Consider the following 23,601-nt stretch of genomic DNA (forward strand, 5'->3'; position numbering starts at 1 on the left):
TCGTGGGGTGTTGTAGTGGCGCGTCTGTTCGGGACCGACGGCGTACGCGGGGTCGCGAATCGCGACCTGACGGCTCACCTCGCGCTCGACCTGTCGGTCGCGGCCGCCCGCGTCCTCGGCGAGGTCGGCGCGTTCGAGGGACACCGGCCCGTCGCGGTGGTCGGCCGGGACCCGCGCGCCTCCGGTGAGTTCCTCGAGGCCGCCGTCGTCGCCGGCCTCGCGTCCGCCGGCGTCGACGTCCTCCGGCTCGGCGTGCTCCCCACCCCCGCCGTGGCGTACCTCACCCAGTCGCTCGGCGCGGACCTCGGCGTCATGCTCTCCGCGTCGCACAACCCCGCGCCCGACAACGGCATCAAGTTCTTCGGGCGCGGCGGGCACAAGCTCCCCGACGACATCGAGGACCAGATCGAGGCCCACCTCGGCCAGGAGTGGGCCGGCCCGACCGGCGCCGGTGTGGGGCGGGTTCGCGACGCGCAGGGTGAGGTCGAGAGCTACATCGCCCACCTGCTGTCGACGCTGTCCGGCTCCCTGGACGGCGTGCGCGTCGTCGTCGACTGTGCCCACGGCGCCGCCTCGAGCGTCTCCCCGGAGGTCCTGCGCCGCGCCGGCGCGTCCGTCGTCGCCATCGGCGCCTCGCCCGACGGCCTGAACATCAACGACGGCTACGGTTCCACCGACCTGGAGCGGCTGCGCCGCGCGGTGCTCGAGCACGGCGCGGACGTCGGCATCGCCCACGACGGCGACGCCGACCGCTGCCTCGCCGTCACCGCCTCCGGTGAGGCCATCGACGGCGACCAGATCATGGCGATCCTCGCGCTCGAGCTGCGGGAGGCCGGCAAGCTGCCCGGTGACACGGTCGTCGCCACGGTCATGTCCAACCTCGGGTTCAAGCTCGCGATGCGCGACCAGGGCCTGAGCGTCGTCGAGACGACCGTCGGCGACCGCTACGTCCTGGAGGCGATGAAGGCCGGCGGATACGCCTTCGGCGGCGAGCAGTCCGGCCACGTCATCATGCTCGACCACGCCACCACCGGCGACGGCGTGCTCACCGGTCTGCACCTCGTGGCCGCCGTCGCCCGCCGGGGCCGCCCGCTCGACGAGCTCGCCAAGGTGATGACCCGGCTGCCGCAGGTGCTCATCAACGTCAAGGGCATCGACAAGTCCAAGGCGAAGACGTCCCCGGAGCTGGCCGCCGCGGTCGAGGCCGCCGAGACCGAGCTCGGCGACAGCGGACGGGTGCTGATCCGTCCCAGCGGCACCGAGCCGATGGTCCGCGTCATGGTCGAGGCCCCCGAGACGGACCAGGCCCGCACCGTCGCCGAGCGCCTCGCCGAGGTCGTCCGAACCGCTCTCTGACCACCGCTCTCTGACCACCGGGCGTCCCGGGTGCTTCGAGCATCGTCATCACTTTACGTAGGCGGCCGATACGCTCAGCGTGGGTGCGGGTAGACGTCGATCACGACGGCTGTGCCGTCGAGCGGCGGTCACCCATGAGACGAAGGTCGGGCACCCATGGCATCAGTTGCGCGTGTCACCGAGATCAGCGCCATCTCGGAGAAGAGTTTCGAGGACGCGGTGAAGGTCGGCATCAGCCGGGCGGCGGAGACGCTGCGCAAGCTCCAGTCCGCATGGATCAAGGAGCAGCAGGTGATGCTGTCCGCGAGCGGTGAGATCACCGGTTACAAGGTGAACATGCTGGTCACCTTCGTTCTGGAGTGACGAGCCGGGCTCAGGCCGTCAGCAGCCCAACGCCGAGGCTGAGTACGCCCGCGGCGAGGGAGAGCGCTCCCGCCCACACCACCCAGATGAACCGGTTGGGCCCGGTGGCGTCGCGTCCCGCCGAGGCGGCGAAGAATCCCGCCGACATGAGGATCGCCGCGACGGGCACGCCCAGCCGGGCCACCCACAGCAGCACGCCGCTCAGGCCGGTGGCGTCCGCGTAGAGCAGGCCGATCAGACCGAGCAGCACGAGGACCCCGGCGTGCCCGTGGCCGGCGCGCGCGAAGGCCTTCTGGAAGTCGGTCATCGGCACCCCACCACGGGCGATCTTGGTCATGAACCAGCCGCCGAATTCGATGGTGACGATGGTGAGCAGCACGGCGCCGGCGATCATCCGCGACTCGGTGCTGAGGGTCAGAGCGTGCATGGGGATCTCCTAGCGGGACGCGGGCGCCAGGTCGGCCGAGCCGCCGCGCAAGCGCTGAGTGAGGCGCCGGAGCGCCGTGCCGTCGGCCGATCGGGTCGCCCAGACGGCGACGGCGATGTACAGGACCTGCTCGGGGATGCGCGTCCACAGGGACGTCGGCTTGTCGCCGTGGAACGGCACGTGGTCGACGGCCGCGTAGACGTTCGCGGGGAGCAGCAGGACGAACAGCGCGACCAGCGCGAAACCGGCGGCCTGGCGCGTCGCCGGGATCACCAGTCCGGCGGCGCCCAGGAGCTCGAGGACACCCGTCAGGTACACCATCGCGTCGGCGAACGGCACGAACGGCGGAACCATCCGGACGAGGTCCGCGTGGTTCGGCATCGCGGTGACGCTCGCCGGAACGAAGTGCGCGCTCGCGGTCATGACGAGCATGAGCGCCAGCGCGTGCGCGGCACTGGACGACCAGTCGCCGAAGCGGCGTACGCCGAGCGCCCCGAGCAGGCGGAAGCCGAGCAGGCCACCGGCGAGAACGAGGTAGACCATGGTTCTCCGATCACAGCGGATAGTGTCACTATCCAATCTTGGATACTGAAACTATCCAACAGCGCGGAGAATTCCGCAAGGCGTTAGTGCGGGGGGTCAGTCCCGCGTACGGGCGGCCGCTCGCTCGGCAATGCGCCGGATCACGCCGGAACCCGGGGAACCGCCGAGGACGTGCGACAGCGGATGGACGAGCCGGGCGCCGGGCACGCGCAGCGCACCCATGAACGCGAACCTCGTACCGTCCGCCTCGGCCACCGCCGCCATCCCGCCGAGCAGGAACCGGCTCTGCATCCAGCACCACCCCGGGCGGAGGACGCCGTCGAACCGCGCTCGCTGCCCGAACCGTCCCCGCGCCAGCGCCTCGAACCGGTCCCCGTCAGCCCGGGTGACCCGCATGGCGCGGACATCGGTGAGCAGGTGCGGGAACTCGTGCTCCAGGTCGGCGGCGACCGCCCACACCTCGTCGAACGGCAGGGCCAGCACGTCCTCGGCGTACACCGCGCCGGGGGACGACCTCTGACATCGGCTAGCAAAGGCGACTTGCCGGGGTGATTGGTCGTCTGCCTGTGGCTGTCTGCGGGTTGCTGTTAGCTTGCCGCCATGTCGACCAGCCGTGTGAAGCGGGCGTTGAAGTACCGCTTCTACCCGACGCCCGAGCAGGCCGCCGAGCTTGCCCGGACGTTCGGGTGTGTGCGGAAGGTCTACAACATGGCGCTGACCAGCCGTACCGAGGCGTGGCATGGCCGTGGCGAGCGGATGAACTACAACGCGATGTCCGCGCTGCTGACGGCCTGGAAGAAGACCGAGGAACTGGCCTTTCTGAATGAAGTGTCCTGCGTGCCGTTGCAGCAGGCACTGCGCCACCTGCAGACGGCGTTCATGAACTTCTTCGCCAAGCAGGCGAAGTACCCTCGCTTCAAAGCGAAAAAGAAGTCGCGGAAATCCGCCGAGTACACGCGCAGCGCCTTCCGGTTCCGCGACGGCGAGCTGACCCTGGCCAAGATGACCGAGTCGCTGGCCATCGTCTGGTCGAGGCCATTGCCAGATGGCATAGAGCCCTCGACTGTGACCGTTTCCCAGGATTCCGCTGGCCGCTGGTACGTATCCCTATTAGTGGAAGACCCGACCATCACTCCGCTGCCGGCGACCGACGCGGTGGTCGGTGTGGACGCGGGTCTGGATCACCTGCTCACCATGTCCACGGAAGAGAAGATCACCAACCCCCGCCACGAGCGCAAAGACCGCAAGCGCCTGGCCCGCGCGCAACGGGAACTGTCCCGCAAGGCGAAGGGCTCGGCGAATCGGGAGAATGCGCGACGGAAGGTGGCTCGCGTCCACGCCCGGATCGCCGACCGGCGCCGGGACTTGTTGCACAAGCTGACGACTCGGCTCGTTCGTGAAAACCAAACGATCGTGATCGAGGACCTCACCGTCCGGAATATGCTGAAGAACCGCAGCCTGTCCCGGGCGATCTCCGATGCGGCATGGCGCGAGTTCCGCAGCATGCTGGAGTACAAGGCCCGCTGGTACGGCAGGCAAGTGATCGTGGTGGACCGCTGGTTCCCCTCGTCGAAGCTGTGCTCGGCGTGTGGCACCCTGCAAATGGCGATGCCGCTGGGGGTCCGGGAATGGACGTGCGCGTGCGGCATCACCCACGACCGCGATGTGAACGCGGCGAAGAACCTTTTGGCCGCCGGGCTGGCGGTGTCGGCCTGTGGAGCCGGTGTAAGACCCTGTCCGGGATCCCTCCCGGACGGGGCCGTCGGCGCTGAAGCAGGAAGCCCTACGGCGCGAGCCGTAGGAGTCCCCCTCGGAGGGGATGAAGCCAACGCCACGCCTTTCGGAGGCGGCGGCGGAAGCATACGCGATCTCGGCCCTATGGCCGTGGGGCTGATGAGTCGCCTTTCATCCCTATAAAGGACCGAACCACCTGAACTCCCCCATCGACTCCCGGTTTGCTGGCGGGCCGGGTTCGGGTCCGTTACTCGGTGCCCGTGATGGACAGAGTGCGGAGCTTCCAGCCGGCGTACGCGACGCCGGCGACGGTCACGACGATCAGCAGCGGCACGGCGGTGGACGTGCCGACGTCGGCCTTGACCGCGGTCGCGTTGGTGACCATGTCGGTGACGCTGATGCCCCACTGGCGGATCGACAGCGTCTTGGCGCCGGAGGCGTACCGCGCGATGAGGTTCTCCCAGACCAGGGCGTAGATCAGCCCGATGGTCACCGCGAACCGGCTCAGCACCGCGAGGGCGATGAACAGCGCGCAGTACGCGACGCCCGCGACCAGCGCCCCGATCGCGAACCCGGTCGCCAGCCCGGCCGTGAGACCGTTCATGATGACGCCCGAGATGAAGATCGGCACGACGCCGAACGCGACGACGAGGACGACCGCGACGGCGTACTTCGTGGTGGAGATGACCGGGCGCGCGATCGGCTTGGTCATGATGTACATGATCTGGCCGTCGTCGATCTCCGGCCCGATCACCCCGGTGCCCGCGAGCAGCGCGAGCAGCGGCAGCAGCGCCCCGAGCCCGAACTGCGTCAGCAGCATCGTGGCGTTGTCCAGGTCGCTGTGGCCGCTGGCCCGCAGCCCGATGCTGAGGAACAGGAGCAGCGCGGGCAGGGCGAACAGCAGCAGCGCCCGCCGCCGGCTCAGCATCGCGCGGAACGTGATCGAAGCGATGACAGGGTTCATCTCAGGACGCCACCAGGTACGAGAAGACGCTTTCGAGGGACTCGTCGGCGGGGGAGACCTCCCACAGCCGGATGTCGGCCTGCCGGGCCAGCTGCGGCAGCTGCACCGAGAACCGCCGGAAGTCGACGGCCTCGACCTCGAGCCCTCCGGAGGTCAGCTCGACGCCTCGTGTCGACGGGTCGGCGATGAGCGCGGCGGCCAGCCGGCGGTCGTCGCTGGACCGGACGACGAACATGTGCGGGCGGTCGGTCATCAGCCGCCGGATGGCGCGGAAGTCGCCGGAGGCGGCGTGCCGCCCGGCGACGACGACCTCGATGTGGTGCGCGAGCCGCTCGACCTCTTCGAGGATGTGCGAGCTGAACAGCACCGTACGGCCCTCGGCGGCCATCTTCCGGATGAGGTCCATGAGGTGCAGCCGCTGCCGGGGGTCCATCCCGTTGAACGGCTCGTCGAGCAGCAGGACCGGCGGGTCGTGGACGAGCGCGGAGGCCATCTTGACGCGCTGCTTCATGCCCTTGGAATAGGTGCCGATGGCGCGGCCGGCGGGCTCGACCATCTCCACCATCCCGAGGGCGCGTTCGGCGGCGGCCTCGGGGTTGGGCAGGCGGTGCAGCTTGGCCATCGCGCGGACGAACTGGCGGCCGGTGAGGAAGTCGTACGCGCTCTCCCGCTCGGGCACGAGGCCGATCTGCCGGTACACCGAGGGGTTCTTCCAGATCCGCTGACCGTCGACGGTCACCTGCCCGCTGGAGGGGGCGAGGAAGCCGCCCATCATGTGGATCAGGGTGGACTTGCCGGCGCCGTTCGGCCCGAGCAGGCCGGTGACGCCCGGTCCGATCGTCATGGTGACGCCGTTGATCGCGACGACGTTGCCGTACCACCGGGACACGTCCCGGATCTCCAGAACGGTCATCGGGAACCCGCTTTCCGGAACCGCAGGTAGAGGATTGCGACGCAGCCGGCGACGAGGGCCGCGCACACCAGGGCGAACACCGCCCCGCCGAGGCCCGAGGGCGGTGGCTCGGGCGCCGACTGCTTCGCGTGGAGCGCCCAAACCTGGACGCCGTCGACGAGGTTGAACGGCGCGAACAGGCCGGCCCACTGGGCCAGCGTGAACTGCGTCTGGTTCTCGGCGATGCCCTGGACGGCGGCGACCGCCGTCGTGCTGAGCAGGTAGACCGCCATGACGGCGGTCACGCCGAACCCGCGACGCGGCGTGAACGCGGCCACGACGAGGCCGAGGCCGGCGAGCACCAGCGCGAAGATCAGGCAGCCCGCGAGGCCGCCGAGCCAGTGCAGGGTGTGCGTGCCGAGGTGCTTCTGCTTGGTGACGAGCGCGCCGATGTACAGGAGCGTCACGGGCGTGGCCAGCAGGATGAACAGCGCGGTCGTGAAGGCGGTGTACTTGGCCAGCACGTAGTCGAGGCGGCTGAGCGGGCGGGAGAAGTACAGCGGCGTCACGTGGAACCGCAGCTCGCGGGAGGCGAGCACCGGCGCCTGCGCCGCCAGGAAGATCGCGATGAGGGGCTGCAGGTAGATGGCGTAGGCCGAGTAGCGGATGAGGCTCACGTTGGTGCCCGCTCCGACCTGGGCCGCGACCGCTGTGATCGCCACGCTGATCGCGGCGGGCATCAGCATGATCGCGAAGAGCAGGAACGGCATGATCTTCGCCTTGACCGGCCGCCCCAGCCCGTACGCCGCGCGCAGGTTGTACGTGAACAGCGACCGGACCGCGTACGCCCGGCCGAGGCGTCTGCCGTCGTAGTGCCGGTACCCGATGTCATGGATGACGCTCGTCACTGCGAGAACACCTCTTCGATGCGGTGCCGGCGGTTCTCCATGCGGACGAGGGCCAGGCCGAGGTCGGCGACCGAGTCGCGGACGATGTCGTACGTGGTCTCGCCGGCGATGTCGATGAGCAGCAGGCGGCCGTCCGGGTGGACGCGGAGCCCGGTCGCCGCGAGGTGCTCGCCGAGGCGGTCCATCTCCTCTTCGACCTCGACCGCGAGCACGCCGCTCGCCTGCGTGAAGGCGGCGACCGCCTGCGACCGCAGCAGGCGCCCGCCATCGATGATCACCAGGTGGTCGGCGACCCGTTCGAGTTCGCCGAGGAGGTGCGAGGTGACGAGGACGCTGATGCCGAACTGGCTGCCGATCCGCCGGACGAGGGCGAGCATCTCGTCGCGTCCGGCCGGGTCGAGGCCGTTGGTGGGCTCGTCGAGGAAGACCAGCTTCGGGTCGTGGACGAGCGCCTGGGCCAGCTTGACGCGCTGGCGCATGCCCGTGGAGTAGCCGCCGATCGGGCGGTACCGCTCCTCGTACAGCCCGACGTGGCGCAGGGTGTCGGCGGCGCGCTCCCGCGCCGAGGTGGCCGGCAGGCCGGACACCCGGGCGACGTGCACGATGAACTCGGTGGCGGACATGTCCGGCGGAAGGCAGTCGTGCTCGGGCATGTAGCCGACCAGCTCGCGGATCTTCATGGACTCGCGGGCGATGTCGAAGCCGAGCACCTGGGCCTGGCCGCTCGTGGGTTCGAGCAGGCCCAGGAGGATCTTGATGAGCGTGGACTTGCCCGCACCGTTGGCGCCGACGAGTCCGACGACTCCGGGCTCGATGTCGACGGTCAGCTGATCCAACGCGAGCACGCCGGGGAAGCGCATCGTGAGCCCCCGGGTGGCGATGATGGACATGATCCGAACCTAGTGGAGCGGCAGCAGTCGCGTCGTCACTCTTCGGCACTACGCTTCGCCCGTCTTTGGGATGATTCCGCGCCGTCCTTCGGCCGACTCTGCCGCGCCGTACGGACGCCGTCGCCGTCTCGCACGCCACAGCGCTCCGCCCCCGCCGCTCGCCGGCATGTCTAAATCGGCACAAATACCGTCACGCCCCGTGATGATCCTCTATGGCAGCATTCATCCGTCATAGCTGGGCAAAGTAGGAGCAAAAAACCATGGGGTGGTGCGTAATGCGACAGCGATGGCGAACGCGGCTCGGAGTGGTGGCGGCAGTCTTCCCGCTGGTGGTCGCGGGGGCGGGCTGCAAGACGAGCGGTGCGCCCACGAGCGGAGGTGCTCCCGCCTCGGGCTCCGGCAGCGCCAAGCTCCCGATCGGCGACAGTAAGGCGCCGATGCCCTCCCCGGGCACCTGCAAGGTCGGTAAGCGGGACGGCCAGCCGCTCCCCGACCACGACTGCACACCGGGCGCCGTCAACCCGGACGTCACCCAGTCGAACATCAAACGGACCATCTGCAAGGTCGGCTGGACCAAGACCGTACGGCCGCCTTCTTCGGTGACCCGGGTGATGAAGGCCAAGTCCGCGCGCTCCTACAGCCTCGGCCGCGACGCGCAGAGCGAGTACGACCACCTGGTGCCGCTCGAACTGGGCGGCGCGCCGGACGACCCGCGCAACCTGTGGGTCGAGCCGGGGCGCATCCCGAACCCCAAGGACGCCGTCGAGCACAAGCTCAACGACGCGGTCTGCTCCGGCCTCGTCCCCCTCGCGAAGGCTCAGCGGGCCATCGCGGTCCGATGGGTCACCGCGTTCGACGACACCGGCCTGCGGGTGAGCGGCAGCAAGGTGTGCCTGCGCGACAACCCGAGCAAGTGCGCGGACAGCCGGCACGGCGGCAGCAGGGACGGCGACTGATCGGCCAAGGCCAACACAGATCACCGGACCGATCTCGGCCGTGACATTCGTACCGATCGACCGTGGATCGATGGATCTGCCGGGTGACCTCCCGTTCCGGCGAAGCTTGCATCACTAGGCAAGCGAGCGAAGGAACGAAGATGGCGCAGATCACCTCTCCCGTCACGGCCGACCGGTCCGGTGCGAAGGGCGGCGCCCCGCAGTCCAACGGCGGGGAGCTGCTGGGCAACCTGAGACCGCTGGTGGTGGACGTCGCCCTCCCGGTGGGTTCGTACTATCTGCTGCACAAGGGGCTGGGCCTGGACCTGGTCACCTCGCTCGCGCTCAGCAGCGTCGTCCCGGCGGTGCGTACGATCGCCGACGCCGTCCGCCACCGGACCTTCAACGGCCTGGCGGGCCTGATGCTGCTCGTCAACGTGGCCGGGATCGCGCTCAGCTTCGTCACGGGCGACGCCCGCCTGATGCTGGCCAAGGACTCCGGCGTCAGCAGTGTGATCGGTCTGAGCATCCTCGTCATGGCCTTCCGCGGCCGGTTCCTGATGTCCGCCGGCCTCAAGCCCTTCATGACCAAGGGGGACGCGGCGAAGATCGCCGCGTGGGACCGGCTGTCCGCGGGGTCGGCGGCGTTCCGCCGGCTCGAGCGCCGCTTCAGCCTCGTCTGGGGCGGTGCCCTGCTGGGCGAATGCGTCGCCCGCCTGATCGGCGCTTTCACCCTGCCCATCGAGACGATGGCCTGGCTGTCCAGCGTGATGCTGATCGGCGCGATCGCCGTCGGGATCGCCGTCGGCGCGATCGCCACTCAGCCGATCGAGAAGATGATCGAGGCCGAGACCGCCGCCTGACCCGCCGACCCACGCCCCCCTGAAAGGACACGACCATGCGCGCCAAGGGCATCAACTACGACACCGGCTTCTTCCCCGGCGGTGAGAACTCACGGAAGGTCTTCGAGCCCGACGTCGTACGCCGGGAGATGCGGATCATCGCCGACGACCTGCACTGCACCGCCGTACGGATCTCCGGTGGCGACCCCGAGCGGCTGACCATCGCCGCCGAGCACGCGGCGGCGGCCGGCCTGGAGGTCTGGTTCGCGCCGTTCCCCTGTGAGCTCACCCCGGAGCGGATGCTGGACCTGTTCACCGACTGCGCCGAGCGCGCCGAGGCGATCCGGCGCGGCGGCACCGAGACCGTCCTGGTCACCGGCTGCGAGGTCACCCTCTTCGCCGGCGGGTTCATCCCCGGCAAGGACGTCTACGCGCGGATCGCGGCCCTGACCTCCGGCGACCCGGCCGTGTACGCGACGTTCCGCGAGCTTCCCGGCAAGGTGAACGCGTTCTTCGCCGAGACGGTGAAGGCCGCCCGTGAGCGGTTCGGCGGCCGGATCACGTACGCCTCCGGCCCCTGGGAGGACCTCGACTGGACGCCGTTCGACCTCGTCTCCGTCGACGCCTACCGCGCCGAGGAGAACGCCGAACGGTACGTCGAGGAGCTCCGTTCGCACTTCCGGCACGGCAAGCCGGTCGCGGTCTCGGAGTTCGGCTGCTGCACCTACCAGGGCGCCGCCGCGCGCGGCGGCATCGGCTGGACGATCGCCGACCGCGAGTCGGACCCGCCCCGCCTGAACGGCGTCTACGTACGGGACGAGGCCGAGCAGGCGACCTACATGCGCGAGCTGCTGGAGATCTTCGAGCGGGAGGGCGTGGACAGCGCCTTCTGGTTCACCTTCGCCGGGTACGACCTGCCGCACCGCCCGGACGACCCGGTCCACGACCTCGACCTGGCGTCGTACGGCGTCGTCAAGATGCTGGAGAACGGCCACGGGACCGCCTACCCGGACATGGCCTGGGAGCCGAAGGAGTCCTTCCACACCCTCGCCGCCTGGGGAGTGTCTGACAAATCCGGTTCGTAGCGAGCGCCGCCTGGGCACCGCGCAGCCGGACGGCGGATTTGCCAGATACGTCCTACGCCGGCTGATGTCCGCCCCGGGCGTGGAGCGTGCCCACGTCGATCGTCGCGGCCAGCCAGGCCAGCGGCGATCCGGCGGTCCAGGCCAGCCGTGTCCGGCGCCACAGCCGGCCGTCCCCCAGTGGCTTGGTCACCAGACCCGGCCAGGAGCCGCCGGTCGCGGGGAACACGCCGACAGCGCCGCCACCGCTCACGATCGCCGCCGCCGTCGCCTGGTCGGCGCCGAAGTACCGGAACCGCGGCGTGAAGCCCGCCCGCTCGCAGGCGATCCGCAGGCTCAGCCCGAGACCGTCGGAGCGGTCGCCGGGCGCGACCCAGGTCTCCCGGGCCAGATCCTCGAGCGCGACCGCCCTCCGATGGGCCAGCCGATGCGTCGGCGCCAGCCCGACCAGCACTGGCTCGGTGTCGAGATCCCGGCCCTTGAACTCGCGCAGCGAGGGCGCCACCACGTCCGGGAACTCGCTGACGACCGCGAGCGCGATCTTCTCCGTGCGCAGCAGGTCCAGCACCGCCTGCGAGGATGACTCCAGGTAGGTCAGCTGCTCATGGCGGGGAAACCGGTCCTGGACCAGCCCGGCGATCCGGAGCACCCAGGGCCCGTCCACTCCGCCGAGCGCGATGGCCTCCGGCGGTTCGGCCGGCCGGGCGAGCGTCCTGGCCGTCGTGATGAGGTCGCCGAACTCGTCGAGGATCTCCTGGGCCCGGCCCAGGACGTGCACGCCGAGCTCGGTGGGGACGACGCCGTCCGCCCGGCGGCGGAACAGCGGCCCGCCGAAGCCCTGTTCGATCCGTTTGAGCTGCGTCGTCAGGCCGGACTGCGCGATCTTCAAGGTGGTGGCCGCGCGGCTGATGCTGCCCGCCTCAGCGACGGTGAGCACGATCCGCAAGTGGCGTAGCGCGATGTCCACGTCCAACCCCCAGTTCTGATCTCCGTGGCCGGAAGAACCCGACGACGAGTACGGCGCCGGCCAGGGACAGCAGCGCCGTCCACACGGCCGTGACGCGCATGGCGTGCAGGTAGGCGTGGTCCGCGGCGGCGACGAGCTCGGGCCGGTGCAGCGACCTCGCCAGGGCGCGGGTCTCCTCGGCCGAGTCCAGGGCCCGCTCCCGGAGCCGGCGGGGCAGGCCGTCGACCGTGGGCCCGATCGCCCGGCGGTAGCCGGCGGCGAGCACCGAGCCGAGCACGGCGACGCCGAGTGTGCTGCCCACCGGCCTCATCGCCGCACTGACCGCCGCGCCGGCACCGGTCTGGGCGGGCGGCAGGACGGCCATCATCTCCGTGGTCATCGGCGCGACCACGAGGCCGACGGCGGCTCCCTGGACCACCAGCATCACCACGAACCACGCCACCGGGGTGCCCGCGTCGAACGCCACGTACGAGCCGAACGTCGCGCTGGCCAGGAGGATCCCGGTCAGGGCGGTCCAGCGGACGGTCAGCAGCCGCGTGACGGCGGGGGAGACCTGGTTGCCGAGGACGATGCCGCCCGCGGCGGCCATCATGACGGCGCCCGCGGCCGGGGCGGACAGGCCGTGCACTCCCTGCAGGTAGAACGCGCAGTAGAAGAGCTGGCCCGCCAGGCCGAAGAACAGGAGCAGCAGCGTCACGCTGCCGCCCGCGAACCGCGGCTCGGTGAACAGGCGCACGTCGAGGGCCGACCCGGCCCGCGCCCGCTGGACGAGGACGAAGACGGCCAGGACGGCGAGCCCGGCCAGGAGCGGCGTCAGGGTCGCCGGGCTCGACCAGCCGAGCCGGCGGCCGCCCTGGATCACGCCGTACACGAGCAGGCCCAGGCCGAGCATGGACAGCGCCAGGCCCGGCAGGTCGAGCGGCCTGCGCTCGGGGTACCGCAGCGCGGGCACGAACAGGACGGCGCCGACGAGGCACACGGCCACGACCGGCACGTTGAGCAGGAAGATCGCTCCCCACCAGAACCGGCTGATCAGCGCGCCGCCCACCACCGGCCCGAGCGCGACGGCCACGCCGCCCGAGGACGCCCAGATCGCGATCGCGCGGGTCCGTACGGCGGGCGCGGTGCCGCGCGTGACGATCGCCAGCGTCGCCGGGGTGATCAGGGCGCCGCCCGCCCCCATGACGGCGCGGGCCGCGATCAGTTCCGCGGCGTTGGTGGAGAACGCCGCCGGCATCGAGGCGACGGCCAGGGTCGCCAGCCCGGCGACCAGGACGCGGCGCGGCCCGTAGCGGTCGGCCAGCGCGCCGCCCGCGAAGCTGCCCGCGGCGAAGACGAGGGAGAACGACGCGACCGCCCACGCGAGGTCCGAGGCGTCGGCGCCCAGCCCGCGGACCGGATCCGCGAGCGTCTCCATCGCGATGTTGAGGACCGTGTTGTCCAGCAGGACGAGCGTCTGCGCGAGGACCGCCACGGCGACGATCCACCACTGCCTTTCGCTCACGGCTCGAGCGCCCGGCGACCCGCGACGACGATCCTGGTGAACTCCGCGACCCGGCGGCCCAGGTGCTCGGCGGTCGCGAGATCGGACTTATGGATGGTGCCCGTCCGGTCGTCCACATTGGACTGGGCGGCGGCTCCGTGATAAAAGCCGAGTCGATTCAGGTCGAACTCGCTGCCTGACGAGGAATTCCACCCCGGAGGCAGGCCGAGATTGACCCAAATCATGCCGTGCTGGGCCGCGAGCGTGGTGAAATATTCAAGGGTGCTGGACTTGTCGCCCGCCATGGAGCCGGAGTTCGTGAAACCGGCGGCCACCTTGTCCTGCCATCGGCGGGTGAACCAGCGCTTGGCGCTCGCCTCGGCGAACGTGTGGAAGGCCGCCGAGGCGGTGCCCATGTAGGTCGGCGCACCGAAGACGATCGCGTCGGCGTCGTCGAGCCGGTGCCAGTCGGCGGCACCGATCCGGTCGACGTGCACGTGGCCGACCTCGGTCAGTGGGACGCTGCTCGCGCCGACGGCGACGGCCTCGGCCAGTCGTCCGGTGTGGCCGCGCCCGCCGTGGCAGGCGACGGCGACGCGTACGGGGTCGGTGGATGCGGTCAAGCCGGCCTCCTCGAGTACCCGATTCCCGTGGTGCGGGAATGGCCGCCCTGGAGCATCTCAGGCGATTCTCAGAGTTTTCTCAGAAAGCCATAACCCGCGAGTTATCGCGAGCTGGTATCTGCTGCTCTTCGCCGTGGCCGTGTCATTCTGTGCCCGGGTGTGATCATGACGGTGTCCTGCCCGTGTGAAGAGGTGTGTCAGGCCAATGGCAGATATCGGGAAGTCAATGCGGATGCGGAGACTCTCGGCGCCGGGCGATGGAAAATACTTGTTCGTCCCGCTCGACCACAGCGTCTCCGACGGTCCGGTCGTGCCGCAGGCACGCTGGAACGGCCTCGTCCGCGGTCTGGTGGACGGTGGCGCCGACGCGATCGTGGTGCACAAGGGCCGGGCGCGCACGATCCCGCCGGGAGTGCTGCGCGGCTGCGCGCTGGTCGTCCACCTGAGCGCCGGGACCGCCTACGCCGCCGACGTCGACGCGAAGGTACTCGTCGGCGAGGTCGAGGAGGCCGTCCGGCTCGGCGCGGACGCCGTCAGCGTGCACGTGAACCTCGGTTCCGACACCGAGCACCGGCAGCTGACCGACCTGGGGACGGTCGCCGCCTCCTGCGACGCCTGGAACATGCCCCTGCTCGCGATGGTCTATCCGCGGGGGCCGCGCATCGCGGACCCGCACGATCCGACGCTGCTCGCGCACGCCGTGAACGTCGCCGCGGACCTCGGCGCCGACCTGGTCAAGACCGCGGTCGCGCTGCCGCTCGAGCGGATGGCCGAGGTGGTGGACAGCTGCCCCATCCCGATCCTCGCCGCGGGCGGCCCGCCCGACGGCTCGGATCTGGTCGACTACGGGACCGCGCTCATGCTCGCCGGCTGCCGAGGCCTCGCGGTCGGCCGCCGGATCTTCTCGTCCTCCTCGCCCGCCTCGCTGGTGTCCCGGCTCGCCGCCGTGGTCCACGCGGGTCAGGGGAGGGCGGCTGCTGCCCATGACCCGACGATCGCGACAGGTGCCGCATGAAGTTCGCATGGATCGACCTGCGGAACGTCCCGCAGCCACGGCTCGAATCCGTCCTCGACGCCGCCATCCACGCCCGGATCGAGGGCGTGCTCAGCGACGACGAGGCCGTCCTGGGGTCGCTGCCCCCGACCGTCACCGGGGTCAGGACGACGACCGTGACCGAGGAGGCCCAGTTCGCCGACCTCGGCGACGGCACCGTCGCCTGGGTCGACGTGGTGGACGAACCGACGCTGCTGCTCGCCTGCGCCGCCGCCGTCGCGCTGCCCTACACCGTCGTCCACTTCGCGGACCCCACCAAGATCCCCCTGGAGATCGTGCTGGCCGCCGCCGACCGCTCCGCCGGGAAACTGGTCACCGTCTGCGCGGACCTGGAGGAGGCGGCGATCGTCCTGGACGTGCTGGAACGCGGGTCGGAGGGGGTCCTGCTCGCGCCGTCGAGCGCCGACGAGGTGTTCGCGCTGGCCCGGCTGCTGGAGGCCGAGTCCCCGAAGCTGGAGCTGACGACCCTCACCGTCGACGGGATCGAGCACCACGGGCTGGGCGACCGCGTGTGCGTGGACACGTGCTCGCACTTCGCCGAGGACGAGGGCATCCTCGTCGGCTCGTACTCCACCGGCTTCATCCTGTGCTGCAGCGAGACGCACCCGCTGCCGTACATGCCGACGCGTCCGTTCCGCGTCAACGCGGGCGCGCTCCACTCGTACGTGCTCGGCCCGGACAACCGGACCAACTACCTCAGCGAGCTGCGCTCGGGCAGCACGACGCTGGCCGTGGGCGCCGACGGCCGGACCCGCCGCGTCGTCGTCGGCCGGGCCAAGCTGGAGTCCCGGCCGCTGCTGACCATCACGGCGCGGTCCGCCGACGGCGTCGTGGTGAGCCTGACCGTGCAGGACGACTGGCACGTACGGGTGCTGGGCCCCGGCGGGAAGGTCCGCAACGTCACCGAGCTGGCGGCCGGCGACGAGTTGCTCGGCTACCTGGCCACGGACCAGCGGCACGTCGGCATCCCCATCGGCGAGTTCTGCCGGGAGACCTGATGGGCGACATGCGGGAACTCGTCGAGCGACTCTTCGCTGCCCACCCCGGCGAGCTGCCCTTCCTCCTGCACGGCGACCACACGGTGACCCGCGCGGAGACCCGCGCCGCCGTGGAGTGGGAGGCGGGGGTGTTCGCCGGCCACGGCGTCGGCGAGGGGCACACGGTCATGCTCCAGGTGCCGCCCAGCTGCACCCAGATCGAGGCGCTGCTGGCGCTCTGGAGCCTCGGCGCCCAGGTGATGCTGGTCGACCACCGGCTCAAGCCGTCCGAGGTGGACACGCTGCGCGCGCTGTGCCGGCCGCAGTACCTGGTCCGCGCCGGGGCGGGCCGGTCGCCGCTCGGGTTCGAGCCGCGGTACGAGCTGGTCACCGTGTGCTGCGCGGACGGCGCCCCGGCCGCCACCGCGCACCGGCTCGTGCAGTTCAGCTCCGGGTCGACCGGGGTGCCGAAGGTGATCGGGCGGACGCCGGCCTCGCTGTCGGCGGAGATCAACCGGTTCACCCGGCTCGTGGGCATGCCGACGGCCGGTGAAAAGGTGCTGCTGCTCAGCTCGACCGCGCACAGCTTCGGCCTGATCGCGGGTCTGCTGCACTCGCTGGTCGCGGGGGTCGCGGTGGTGTTCGCCCGCCGCGTGTCCGCGAAGGACATCCTGGCCGCCGCCGAGCGGCACGACGTGCACGCGGTGTTCGGCACGCCGTTCCACTACGAGCTGCTCAGCACCGCCCGTACGCTCCCCGAGCTGCCCGCCCTGCGGGTGGCGGTCTCCGGCGGGGAGATCATGCCGCCCGAGACGGCCGCGCGGTTCGCCGACCGGTTCGGCCTCGCGGTCGGCGAGTCGTACGGAACGACCGAGACGGGCGTCATCGCGATGGACGTGAGCGGGGCGACGCGGCCCTCGGTCGGCCCGGCCGCCCCCGGCATCCGGCTGCGGATCCACGCCGGGGAAATCGAGGTACGGCTCCCGGAGGGATCGCCGTACCTGGTCGACCCCGACGGCGACCGGTACGTCGACGGCTGGCTGCGCACCCACGACCGGGCGGCGTTCGACCCCGACGGCAACGTGCGGCTGCTCGGCCGCGGCGACTCCCTGGTCGTCGTCGGCGGCCTCAAGCTCGACCTGGCCGAGGTGGAGGCCGTGCTGCGCGCGCATCCCGGAGTCACCGGGGCCGTGGTCGTGCACGCGGGCGCCGTCGAGGCGTACGTCGCCACCGATGCCGACGGCCCGTCGCCGGGAGAGCTGCTGCGCTGGTGCCGGGACCGCCTGGCCGACTACAAGGTGCCCCGCGTCGTCCGCGTGCTCGCCGACCTGCCGCGCACCTCCAACGGCAAGCTCGTCCGGCGCCGCGACGCCCTGCTCGCCCAGTCTTCCGAGAGCCGATAACCGACAGAAGGGCCCTGCCGTGCAGATCACCTTGCAGGAGGAGATCCGGGCGTTCGTGCTCCACACGATCGTCCAGGACATGAACCATCCGCTGGACCTCGAGGAGGTCACCGACGCCAGCCCCATGGGGACCGGCGGCATCGACCTGGACTCGCTCAGCCTGATCGAGCTGACCATGCGGCTCGAACGCCGGTTCGGCGTGGAGTTCCCCGACACCGACATCGAGCCGGTCGGCGCCATGACGCTGAGCGAGCTGGTCGCCGACGTCGTCGAGCGGGGCGCCGCGGCATGACCGCGGAGTCCGGTTCCCGGGAACGGATCACGACCGACGTCGTACGGGAGCTGCTGTCCGATCCTAAGATCTTCCCCGGCGTGCCCGCCGGGCTCGACGACGACGCCGAGATCGCGCTGGACTCGCTGGGCGTGGTGTGGTTCCTGCACCAGCTGGACCTGCGCTACGGCCTGGAGATCGAACCGGACGAGGAGCACCTCACCGGCTTCACCTCGATCCGCCGGATCACCGAATACCTGGCGGCCGTCCATGAGTCGTGACGTGGTCGTCACCGGGTTCGGGGTCCGTACGGCGTTCGGCACCGGGGCGGACGCCGTACGGGACGGCGTGTTCGACGGCAGGCCCGCGTTCACGCCGATCACCCGCTTCGACACCACGCCGTACCGCACCTCCGTCGCCGCCTCCTACGGGCCGCTCGCCCCGCTGCGCGAGGTGCTGGCCGAGGTCGCCGGGGCGGCGGCCGGCATGGCCGCGCTGCCAAAGGGCGAGCGGGCCGCCGTTCTCGTGGGGACCGCCGGCGACTTCACCGGCCTGACCGGCTTCTGGCGTTCGGCGGAGTCCGCGGGCGACACCGCGGAGACCGTTCCCGCCTGGCAGGCCGGGGCCCTCGCGAACGAGCTCGGCGTGCGCGGCCCTCGCCTGGCGTTCACCAACGCGTGCGTCGCCTCCGCGACGGCGGTCGTCCACGCCTGCTCGCTCATCGCCTCCGGCCGGGCGGACATCGCGGTCTGCGCGGGCGGCTACCTGGTGGAAGAGGAGAACCTCGCCAAGTTCGGCTCCGGGCTCGCGCTGTCCCACGACGGGATGGTGCGGCCGTTCTGCGCCGACCGCAGCGGGCTGCTGCTCGGCGACGGGGCCGCCGCCGTCGTCCTCGAGTCGGCCGAGAGCGCGAGGAGCCGGGGCGCGCGGCCGCTCGCCGCGCTGACCGGCTGGGGCGCCGCCTCCGACGCCCACCACGTCGCGCGCCCCCACCCCAAGGGCGTCGGGCTGGCCACCGCCGCGCGGCGGGCCCTGAACCGCGCGGGCGACCCGCGGATCGACTACGTCAACGCCCACGGCACCGCCACCCGGCACAACGACCCCGCCGAGACCCGCGGTCTGCGTACGGTCCTCGGCCCGGACGCGGACTCGGTGCCGGTCAGCTCGACGAAGAGCACGACCGGCCACCTGCTGGAGGCGTCCGGGGTGGTCGAGCTCGTCATCACCCTGCTCGCGATCCGGGACGGGGTGCTGCCGCCCACCGCGGGCTTCACCGAACCGGACCCGGGGTGCGACCTCGACTGGGTGCCGAACCGGCCCCGCCGCGCCGAGATCCGCCGGGCGATGACCATCAACGCCGCGTTCGGCGGCGCCAACACCGCGCTGGTCCTGGAGCGAGCATGATCGCCGCGTTCGGTGACGCCAACGTCGCACTGGTCTTGGAGCGAGCATGATCACCGGGTTTGGTGACGCCAACGCCGCACTGGTCTTGGAGCGAGCATGATCGCCGCGATCGCCGACGCCTCCGCGCCCATCGTCTCCGGCTTCGTCGAGTCGGCCTTCAACCCGATGGTGCACGACGCCGTGCACCGCTGCCTGACCGAGCGGCCGGGCGACGGCGCCCGGACCGCGATCGTCCTGGCCAGCATGATGGGCGACGCCGCCACCCTCGACCTCGGCAGCCGCCTGCTGTCCGCCGGGCAGACGCACAACCCGCTGCTGTTCATGCAGAGCACCGCGAACGCCATCCTCGGCCGGCTCAGCCTGGAGTTCGCCGTCACCGGGCCGCTGATCTGCCTGTCCACCATGGACGACGTCGCGGCGGAGCTCCTGGCCACCGCCGAGCTCCTGCTGGAGGACGAGGAGCTCGACCGGGTCGTCATCGTCGGCGTCGAGCTCACCGGCACCGACCGCACCGCCGCGGCCTACCGCGAACTCGGCGCGGTCCCGCCCGCCGCCGACCTGGCCGTCGCGATCCTCCTCGACCGCGGCGACCCGTTCCCCGACCCGCCCGCCGACACCCCGTCGGCCGAGCACGGCAACCTGCGCGGCCTGGTCGAGCTGGCCGCCCGTATCCAAGGGACCACGCAATGATCACGAAGGAAGAACGCGCGCAGATCTTCGCCGACGCCTCCCTCGGCGCCGGGAACGTCATTCACCGCGTCAAGGCGTACGGCCGGCCGCTGGACGAACCCGTGCTGTGGACGGACGGGACCTGGCAGGCCCCCGACGGCGGCCACCCCACGGTCCTGACCCTCGGCGAACTGCACGAGGTCGTCGAGACCTACGCGGGCTGGTACCACGCGCACGGCGTCCGGCCCCGTGACCCGGTGGCGATCCAGACGTACTCCAGCACCGAGTTCGCGATCAACTTCCTCGCGCTGACCTCGCTGGGCGCCATCCCGTCCTTCGTCAACGGCAACCTCCGCCCCGAGATCGCCCGCGAGTACGTGCGCCGCCAGGGCGCGGTCGGCGCGATCACCGACCAGGCCCACCACGCCGTGCTGGCCACCGACCTGGACCTTGGTTTCTGCGTCACCGCCGCCGACATCCGCGGCCGTGAACCGCTGCCCGCGACCTACCCGTACGCCCACCACGCCAGCGACCCGATCATCATCTCGCACTCCTCGGGCACGACCGGGATGCCCAAGGCCGTCCCGCACACCCACGAGACGCTGCTGTACGCGCAGCTGCACCGGCTGAAGCTGTCGGTCGGCTCCGCGATGGGTCGGCTCCTGGTCGCGCTGCCCGGCTCCCACAACGCCTCGATCTCGGTCATGCTGTTCGGCTTCCTCCTGCGCTCGCCGGTCCTGCTGCTGTCCAGCCAGCGCGGCGCCGACGTCCTGGACGGCATGGAGGAGTTCCAGCCGACGACGGTGTTCGCGTTCGCCGGGACGTACGGGGAGATGGCCGCGCACGACCTGTCCGCCCGCGACCTGTCCAGCGTCGAGGCCTGGTACAACACCGGCGACGCGGCGCACGAGGCGCACATCAGGGCGCTGATCGCACAGGGCAGCCACCTGACCGTCGGCCAGGACCTGAAACGTCACCGCGTCCCGGGTTCCGTCTTCACCGACGGGCTGGGTTCGTCGGAGACCGGCTACTCGCTCTTCCACAACGGGCACCGGCCCGGCCGCTCGTCGTTCGACCGCTGCGTCGGCAAGCCGATGAGCTTCGCGGAGGCGGCGGTGCTCTCCGAGGACGGCCGCCCGCTGCCGCCCGGCGAGATCGGCCGCATCGGCGTCCGCTCGCCCACGCTCACCCCCGGCTACTGGAACGACTCGCTGACCTTCCACCGGCTGCGGCTCGGCGGCTACTGGCTCACCGGCGACCTCGGCTACCGCGACGAGGACGGCAACTTCTACCACCTCGATCGCGCACCGGACGCCATCCGCACCGCCGCCGGGGTCGTCTTCAGCACCCGCACCGAGGAACTCCTGCTGCGCGAACTGCCCGACCTCGACGACTGCACCGTCGTCGCCGTCGCGCCGGAGGGCGTACGCGCCGACTGGGACGGCGACGGCCTGGCCGACGCGTACGTCCTGCTGCAGGTCAGAGCCGGGTCGGAGGTGGTGGAGTGGACGGCCCGGATCAACCGGATACTGGAGGAGGGCGGCCTGCCGCCGCTCACGGGAGCCCTGCGCATGGACGCGAGCGACGTGGTCAAGGGCGCCACCGGCAAGGTCCTCAAACGCGAGATGCGCGAACGCTTCCGCGCCCGCGTCGCCGCCGGCGAGTTCGGCGGAGCACCCGAATGACCGTGAACGAAACGGGCCCGGCGGCCGGCTCGCCGGGCCCGGCGGCGGAGCCCCGCTCGGCGAACGGCGTCGCCTCGGTGGCGGGCACCGAACCACCGGACCCCCGCCCGGCCGATGACGTGCCGCGCCCGCGCACGATGGACGTGTACCGGCAGTGGTGGCTGCACGACGCCCGTTGGTACCAGGGGGTGGCGAAGCGGTTCGGGCACGCCGCCGCCAACGAGATCAACGCCGAGGCCCTCCGCTACGTAGCCGTCAACGTCGGCAAGCGGGTCCGCCGCCAGTTCGGCGGCGGCCCGGCCGCCGACATCGAGGAACTGAGCCGCCGGTACGACGCGTGCTCGGAGTGGATGTTCCCGAGCGAACTGCGCGACGGCGGCACCGCCGTCGTCGCCGACGACCTGATCGAGCTGACCATGCGGCAGAACTTCGCCGTCACCATGGTCCGGATGGCAGGATCGCTGGACGGCTACGAGTGCCCGTGCACGGACATCCACGCCGGCTGGTCGGAAGGACTCGGCGTCGAACTCACCCGCAACTGCGCCACCGCCTGCCTCCGCACCGGCGACCCGGCCTGCCGCCTCCTGATGGGCATCGCCGACCCACCGATGGAGTAGTAACTGTACTTGTGATTCCTATACCTGTCATAAGTACAGTTACGTTATTCTGACGCCATGGTGGCCCTGGAAAAGCCTGAGCGGGTGTTCGACCGCTCCTTCGAGTGGTCCGCGTTGGCGCGCTTCGCGACCTCTGCAAGTCCGCATGCCCGGCTGGGGCTGGTCAGCGGTCGGCGCAGGCAGGGCAAGACCTTCCTGCTTCGAGCGTTGGCCGAGGCCACCGGGGGTTTCTATTTCACTGCCATCGAGGCCACCGTCACGGATTCGCTGCGTGAGTTCGGTGCGGCTCTCGCCGAGCATGCGGGAAGTCGGGCGCCGTATGCGCTGACCGACTGGACTCATGCGCTCGGGGTGCTCAGCGAGACTGTGGGAGGCGGGCTGGCGATCATTGATGAGTTCCCTTACCTCATCAAGGCGGACGGGGCCATCCCGTCAATCTTCCAGAGAAGGCTCGACGAGCTCGCGTCGCGGCCTGGGGAGGGCAACCCACGCTTCCTGCTGTGCGGCTCGGCGATGTCCGTCATGGGACGGTTGCTCGCCGCGAACGCGCCGCTGCGAGGACGGGCGAGCATGGAACTGCTCGTCAACCCGTTCGGCTATCGGACCGCGGCGGAGTTCTGGCAGATCGACGATCCCAAGCTCGCAGTGCTGGTGCATTCGGTCGTCGGCGGGACGCCCGCTTACCGGGAGGAGTTCGTTAACGGGGACGCTCCGGAGTCTCTGGCCGACTTCGACGACTGGGTCGCGCGTACGGTCCTCAGCCCCTCGGTGCCGCTGTTCCGGGAGGCTCGCTACCTGCTGGCCGAAGAGACGGACATCCGAGATCCGGCGCTGTACAACTCGGTGCTCGGCGCGATCGCCGCCGGCAACGCCACGCGCGGCGGGATAGCGAACTACATCGGTCGTAAGTCGTCGGAGCTCATGCACCCCCTCAATGTGCTGGAAGACGCCGGCCTGATCACTCGTGAGTCCGACCCCTTTCACGCCCGCCGGTCCCGCTTCCGCATCACCGAGCCGCTGATCACCTTCTATGAGGCGGTCATGCGCCGCGCGTGGACACAGCTGGAACAGCGTCAGGCTCCGCAGGTGTGGAAACGGAGTCGTTCGACCTTCCTGGCACAGGTCGTCGGGCCGCACTTCGAAGCCCTGTGCCGCGAGTGGGCGGTTCAGGCGGACGGTGACCTGTTCGGTGACCTGCCCGGCGAGGTCGCGGCCGGTGCCGTCGCGGACTCCGCCAACAGGACTCAGATCGAGATCGACGTCGCGGTCCTGTCTTCGTCCGATGAACGGCGGATCCTGTCGCTCGGCGAGGCGAAGTGGGGCGTCGTCATGGGCATGCGCCATCTCGACCGGCTGCGGCGGGCCCGTGACCTGCTCTCGGTCAAGGGGTACGACACGGCCGAGACCTGGCTCGCCTGCTACTCCGGTGCCGGCTTCGACGACGAACTCCGCGCCGCGGCGGCACGCGACCGTGTCCTCCTGGTCGACCTAGACCGGCTGTACGCGAGGTGA

25 protein-coding genes and 1 pseudogene are annotated in these 23,601 nt (G+C 70.9%); 16 read left to right on the forward strand and 10 right to left on the reverse strand.

Features of this window, described 5'->3' with window-relative positions; translation table 11 throughout:
* Positions 1-15 precede the first annotated feature (15 nt).
* Together glmM and ACYVF7_RS06825 are read left to right on the forward strand one after the other, a co-directional pair.
* Positions 16-1,356: a phosphoglucosamine mutase gene (gene glmM / locus ACYVF7_RS06820; protein WP_460336508.1), complete on the forward strand. Its 1,341-nt coding sequence runs from the start codon at positions 16-18 to the stop codon at positions 1,354-1,356.
* 156 nt (positions 1,357-1,512) lie between these two features.
* Entirely contained in the window at positions 1,513-1,719 is a 207-nt protein-coding gene (locus ACYVF7_RS06825; RefSeq protein ID WP_460336511.1) for a dodecin family protein, read from the forward strand.
* A 10-nt stretch (positions 1,720-1,729) separates the two neighbouring features.
* On the opposite strand, the gene ACYVF7_RS06830 is transcribed toward ACYVF7_RS06825, so the two are convergent.
* The 3 genes from ACYVF7_RS06830 to ACYVF7_RS06840 all read right to left on the reverse strand — a co-directional run bounded on the left by ACYVF7_RS06830 (position 1,730) and on the right by ACYVF7_RS06840 (position 3,187).
* Positions 1,730-2,146 carry a hypothetical protein gene (locus ACYVF7_RS06830; RefSeq protein WP_460336514.1) on the reverse strand — a complete coding sequence of 139 codons (417 nt, stop codon included), beginning with the start codon at positions 2,144-2,146 and terminating at the stop codon, positions 1,730-1,732.
* Between the two features lie 9 nt (positions 2,147-2,155).
* Positions 2,156-2,689, reverse strand: a complete 534-nt coding sequence (locus ACYVF7_RS06835) for a DoxX family protein (RefSeq protein ID WP_460336517.1) — start codon at positions 2,687-2,689, stop codon at positions 2,156-2,158.
* A gap of 96 nt (positions 2,690-2,785) precedes the next feature.
* Positions 2,786-3,187: a hypothetical protein gene (locus tag ACYVF7_RS06840; protein WP_460336520.1), complete on the reverse strand. Its 402-nt coding sequence runs from the start codon at positions 3,185-3,187 to the stop codon at positions 2,786-2,788.
* Positions 3,188-3,289: 102 nt separating this feature from the next.
* Here ACYVF7_RS06840 and ACYVF7_RS06845 point away from each other — a divergent pair.
* Positions 3,290-4,490 (forward strand): annotated as a pseudogene (locus ACYVF7_RS06845) (RNA-guided endonuclease InsQ/TnpB family protein).
* 180 nt (positions 4,491-4,670) lie between these two features.
* On the opposite strand, the gene ACYVF7_RS06850 reads toward ACYVF7_RS06845, so the two are convergent.
* The 4 genes from ACYVF7_RS06850 to ACYVF7_RS06865 are packed head-to-tail and all read right to left on the reverse strand — an operon-like array spanning position 4,671 to position 8,077.
* Complete coding sequence (locus ACYVF7_RS06850) at positions 4,671-5,387, reverse strand: ABC transporter permease (RefSeq protein WP_460336523.1); 717 nt, start codon at positions 5,385-5,387, stop codon at positions 4,671-4,673.
* 1 nt (position 5,388) lies between these two features.
* Positions 5,389-6,300: an ABC transporter ATP-binding protein gene (locus ACYVF7_RS06855; protein ID WP_460336526.1), complete on the reverse strand. Its 912-nt coding sequence runs from the start codon at positions 6,298-6,300 to the stop codon at positions 5,389-5,391.
* A complete protein-coding gene (locus ACYVF7_RS06860; RefSeq protein ID WP_460336529.1) occupies positions 6,297-7,187 on the reverse strand; it encodes an ABC transporter permease in 891 nt (296 codons plus the stop codon). Before ACYVF7_RS06860 ends, ACYVF7_RS06855 begins: the two co-directional genes overlap by 4 nt.
* Entirely contained in the window at positions 7,184-8,077 is an 894-nt protein-coding gene (locus tag ACYVF7_RS06865) for an ABC transporter ATP-binding protein (protein ID WP_460336532.1), read from the reverse strand. The genes ACYVF7_RS06860 and ACYVF7_RS06865 overlap by 4 nt, the downstream gene beginning before the upstream one ends.
* 308 nt (positions 8,078-8,385) lie before the next feature.
* Here ACYVF7_RS06865 and ACYVF7_RS06870 point away from each other — a divergent pair, with 308 nt between their 5' ends.
* The 3 genes from ACYVF7_RS06870 (at position 8,386) to ACYVF7_RS06880 (ending at position 10,939) form a co-directional block, all read left to right on the forward strand.
* Positions 8,386-9,033 carry a hypothetical protein gene (locus ACYVF7_RS06870; RefSeq protein WP_460336535.1) on the forward strand — a complete coding sequence of 216 codons (648 nt, stop codon included), beginning with the start codon at positions 8,386-8,388 and terminating at the stop codon, positions 9,031-9,033.
* Positions 9,034-9,173: 140 nt separating this feature from the next.
* The gene (locus ACYVF7_RS06875) at positions 9,174-9,875 is read left to right on the forward strand and encodes a VC0807 family protein (protein ID WP_460336538.1); all 702 of its coding nucleotides are present in this window, start codon (positions 9,174-9,176) and stop codon (positions 9,873-9,875) included.
* Between the two features lie 35 nt (positions 9,876-9,910).
* Positions 9,911-10,939, forward strand: a complete 1,029-nt coding sequence (locus tag ACYVF7_RS06880) for a hypothetical protein (RefSeq protein WP_460336541.1) — start codon at positions 9,911-9,913, stop codon at positions 10,937-10,939.
* Positions 10,940-10,991: 52 nt separating this feature from the next.
* Here ACYVF7_RS06880 and ACYVF7_RS06885 read toward each other — a convergent pair whose 3' ends face one another.
* From ACYVF7_RS06885 to ACYVF7_RS06895, 3 genes are read right to left on the reverse strand one after another with little or no spacing between them, the layout of a single operon-like run.
* Positions 10,992-11,903, reverse strand: coding sequence for a LysR family transcriptional regulator (locus ACYVF7_RS06885; protein WP_460357809.1), 912 nt, complete (start codon positions 11,901-11,903; stop codon positions 10,992-10,994).
* On the reverse strand, positions 11,857-13,407 hold the full coding sequence (locus ACYVF7_RS06890; RefSeq protein ID WP_460336544.1) for an MFS transporter: 1,551 nt from the start codon (positions 13,405-13,407) through the stop codon (positions 11,857-11,859). The genes ACYVF7_RS06885 and ACYVF7_RS06890 overlap by 47 nt, the downstream gene beginning before the upstream one ends.
* Complete coding sequence (locus tag ACYVF7_RS06895; protein WP_460336547.1) at positions 13,404-14,009, reverse strand: flavodoxin family protein; 606 nt, start codon at positions 14,007-14,009, stop codon at positions 13,404-13,406. The genes ACYVF7_RS06890 and ACYVF7_RS06895 overlap by 4 nt, the downstream gene beginning before the upstream one ends.
* A gap of 205 nt (positions 14,010-14,214) precedes the next feature.
* On the opposite strand from ACYVF7_RS06895, the gene ACYVF7_RS06900 reads away from it, so the two are divergent.
* The 10 genes from ACYVF7_RS06900 to ACYVF7_RS06945 all read left to right on the forward strand — a co-directional run bounded on the left by ACYVF7_RS06900 (position 14,215) and on the right by ACYVF7_RS06945 (position 23,601).
* Positions 14,215-15,024: a 2-amino-3,7-dideoxy-D-threo-hept-6-ulosonate synthase gene (locus ACYVF7_RS06900; RefSeq protein WP_460336550.1), complete on the forward strand. Its 810-nt coding sequence runs from the start codon at positions 14,215-14,217 to the stop codon at positions 15,022-15,024.
* A complete protein-coding gene (locus ACYVF7_RS06905; RefSeq protein WP_460336553.1) occupies positions 15,021-16,061 on the forward strand; it encodes a 3-dehydroquinate synthase II family protein in 1,041 nt (346 codons plus the stop codon). Before ACYVF7_RS06900 ends, ACYVF7_RS06905 begins: the two co-directional genes overlap by 4 nt.
* On the forward strand, positions 16,061-17,443 hold the full coding sequence (locus ACYVF7_RS06910) for a class I adenylate-forming enzyme family protein (RefSeq protein WP_460336556.1): 1,383 nt from the start codon (positions 16,061-16,063) through the stop codon (positions 17,441-17,443). Before ACYVF7_RS06905 ends, ACYVF7_RS06910 begins: the two co-directional genes overlap by 1 nt.
* A gap of 19 nt (positions 17,444-17,462) precedes the next feature.
* A complete protein-coding gene (locus tag ACYVF7_RS06915; RefSeq protein ID WP_460336559.1) occupies positions 17,463-17,735 on the forward strand; it encodes an acyl carrier protein in 273 nt (90 codons plus the stop codon).
* Positions 17,732-17,995 (forward strand): hypothetical protein, encoded by a 264-nt coding sequence (locus tag ACYVF7_RS06920; protein ID WP_360892111.1) that lies wholly within the window; start codon positions 17,732-17,734, stop codon positions 17,993-17,995. The genes ACYVF7_RS06915 and ACYVF7_RS06920 overlap by 4 nt, the downstream gene beginning before the upstream one ends.
* The gene (locus ACYVF7_RS06925; RefSeq protein ID WP_460336563.1) at positions 17,985-19,118 is read left to right on the forward strand and encodes a beta-ketoacyl-[acyl-carrier-protein] synthase family protein; all 1,134 of its coding nucleotides are present in this window, start codon (positions 17,985-17,987) and stop codon (positions 19,116-19,118) included. Before ACYVF7_RS06920 ends, ACYVF7_RS06925 begins: the two co-directional genes overlap by 11 nt.
* 96 nt (positions 19,119-19,214) lie before the next feature.
* Complete coding sequence (locus ACYVF7_RS06930) at positions 19,215-19,808, forward strand: beta-ketoacyl synthase N-terminal-like domain-containing protein (RefSeq protein WP_460336566.1); 594 nt, start codon at positions 19,215-19,217, stop codon at positions 19,806-19,808.
* On the forward strand, positions 19,805-21,472 hold the full coding sequence (locus ACYVF7_RS06935) for a class I adenylate-forming enzyme family protein (protein ID WP_460336569.1): 1,668 nt from the start codon (positions 19,805-19,807) through the stop codon (positions 21,470-21,472). Before ACYVF7_RS06930 ends, ACYVF7_RS06935 begins: the two co-directional genes overlap by 4 nt.
* Entirely contained in the window at positions 21,469-22,089 is a 621-nt protein-coding gene (locus tag ACYVF7_RS06940; protein WP_460336572.1) for a hypothetical protein, read from the forward strand. The genes ACYVF7_RS06935 and ACYVF7_RS06940 overlap by 4 nt, the downstream gene beginning before the upstream one ends.
* Positions 22,090-22,146: 57 nt before the next feature.
* Positions 22,147-23,601 carry an AAA family ATPase gene (locus ACYVF7_RS06945; protein WP_460336575.1) on the forward strand — a complete coding sequence of 485 codons (1,455 nt, stop codon included), beginning with the start codon at positions 22,147-22,149 and terminating at the stop codon, positions 23,599-23,601.

Source organism: Actinoallomurus acanthiterrae (assembly GCF_054775715.1).

What these genes read in the sequence shown, in the direction of transcription:
- ACYVF7_RS06825 (WP_460336511.1), top strand. Translation starts at nt 1,513, where the DNA reads ATGGCATCAGTTGCGCGTGTCACCGAGATCAGCGCCATCTCGGAGAAG.
- ACYVF7_RS06830 (WP_460336514.1), bottom strand. Translation starts at nt 2,146, where the DNA reads ATGCACGCTCTGACCCTCAGCACCGAGTCGCGGATGATCGCCGGCGCC.
- ACYVF7_RS06835 (WP_460336517.1), bottom strand. Translation starts at nt 2,689, where the DNA reads ATGGTCTACCTCGTTCTCGCCGGTGGCCTGCTCGGCTTCCGCCTGCTC.
- ACYVF7_RS06850 (WP_460336523.1), bottom strand. Translation starts at nt 5,387, where the DNA reads ATGAACCCTGTCATCGCTTCGATCACGTTCCGCGCGATGCTGAGCCGG.
- ACYVF7_RS06855 (WP_460336526.1), bottom strand. Translation starts at nt 6,300, where the DNA reads ATGACCGTTCTGGAGATCCGGGACGTGTCCCGGTGGTACGGCAACGTC.
- ACYVF7_RS06865 (WP_460336532.1), bottom strand. Translation starts at nt 8,077, where the DNA reads ATGTCCATCATCGCCACCCGGGGGCTCACGATGCGCTTCCCCGGCGTG.
- ACYVF7_RS06875 (WP_460336538.1), top strand. Translation starts at nt 9,174, where the DNA reads ATGGCGCAGATCACCTCTCCCGTCACGGCCGACCGGTCCGGTGCGAAG.
- ACYVF7_RS06880 (WP_460336541.1), top strand. Translation starts at nt 9,911, where the DNA reads ATGCGCGCCAAGGGCATCAACTACGACACCGGCTTCTTCCCCGGCGGT.
- ACYVF7_RS06900 (WP_460336550.1), top strand. Translation starts at nt 14,215, where the DNA reads ATGGCAGATATCGGGAAGTCAATGCGGATGCGGAGACTCTCGGCGCCG.
- ACYVF7_RS06905 (WP_460336553.1), top strand. Translation starts at nt 15,021, where the DNA reads ATGAAGTTCGCATGGATCGACCTGCGGAACGTCCCGCAGCCACGGCTC.
- ACYVF7_RS06910 (WP_460336556.1), top strand. Translation starts at nt 16,061, where the DNA reads ATGGGCGACATGCGGGAACTCGTCGAGCGACTCTTCGCTGCCCACCCC.
- ACYVF7_RS06920 (WP_360892111.1), top strand. Translation starts at nt 17,732, where the DNA reads ATGACCGCGGAGTCCGGTTCCCGGGAACGGATCACGACCGACGTCGTA.
- ACYVF7_RS06925 (WP_460336563.1), top strand. Translation starts at nt 17,985, where the DNA reads ATGAGTCGTGACGTGGTCGTCACCGGGTTCGGGGTCCGTACGGCGTTC.
- ACYVF7_RS06930 (WP_460336566.1), top strand. Translation starts at nt 19,215, where the DNA reads ATGATCGCCGCGATCGCCGACGCCTCCGCGCCCATCGTCTCCGGCTTC.
- ACYVF7_RS06935 (WP_460336569.1), top strand. Translation starts at nt 19,805, where the DNA reads ATGATCACGAAGGAAGAACGCGCGCAGATCTTCGCCGACGCCTCCCTC.
- ACYVF7_RS06940 (WP_460336572.1), top strand. Translation starts at nt 21,469, where the DNA reads ATGACCGTGAACGAAACGGGCCCGGCGGCCGGCTCGCCGGGCCCGGCG.
- ACYVF7_RS06945 (WP_460336575.1), top strand. Translation starts at nt 22,147, where the DNA reads ATGGTGGCCCTGGAAAAGCCTGAGCGGGTGTTCGACCGCTCCTTCGAG.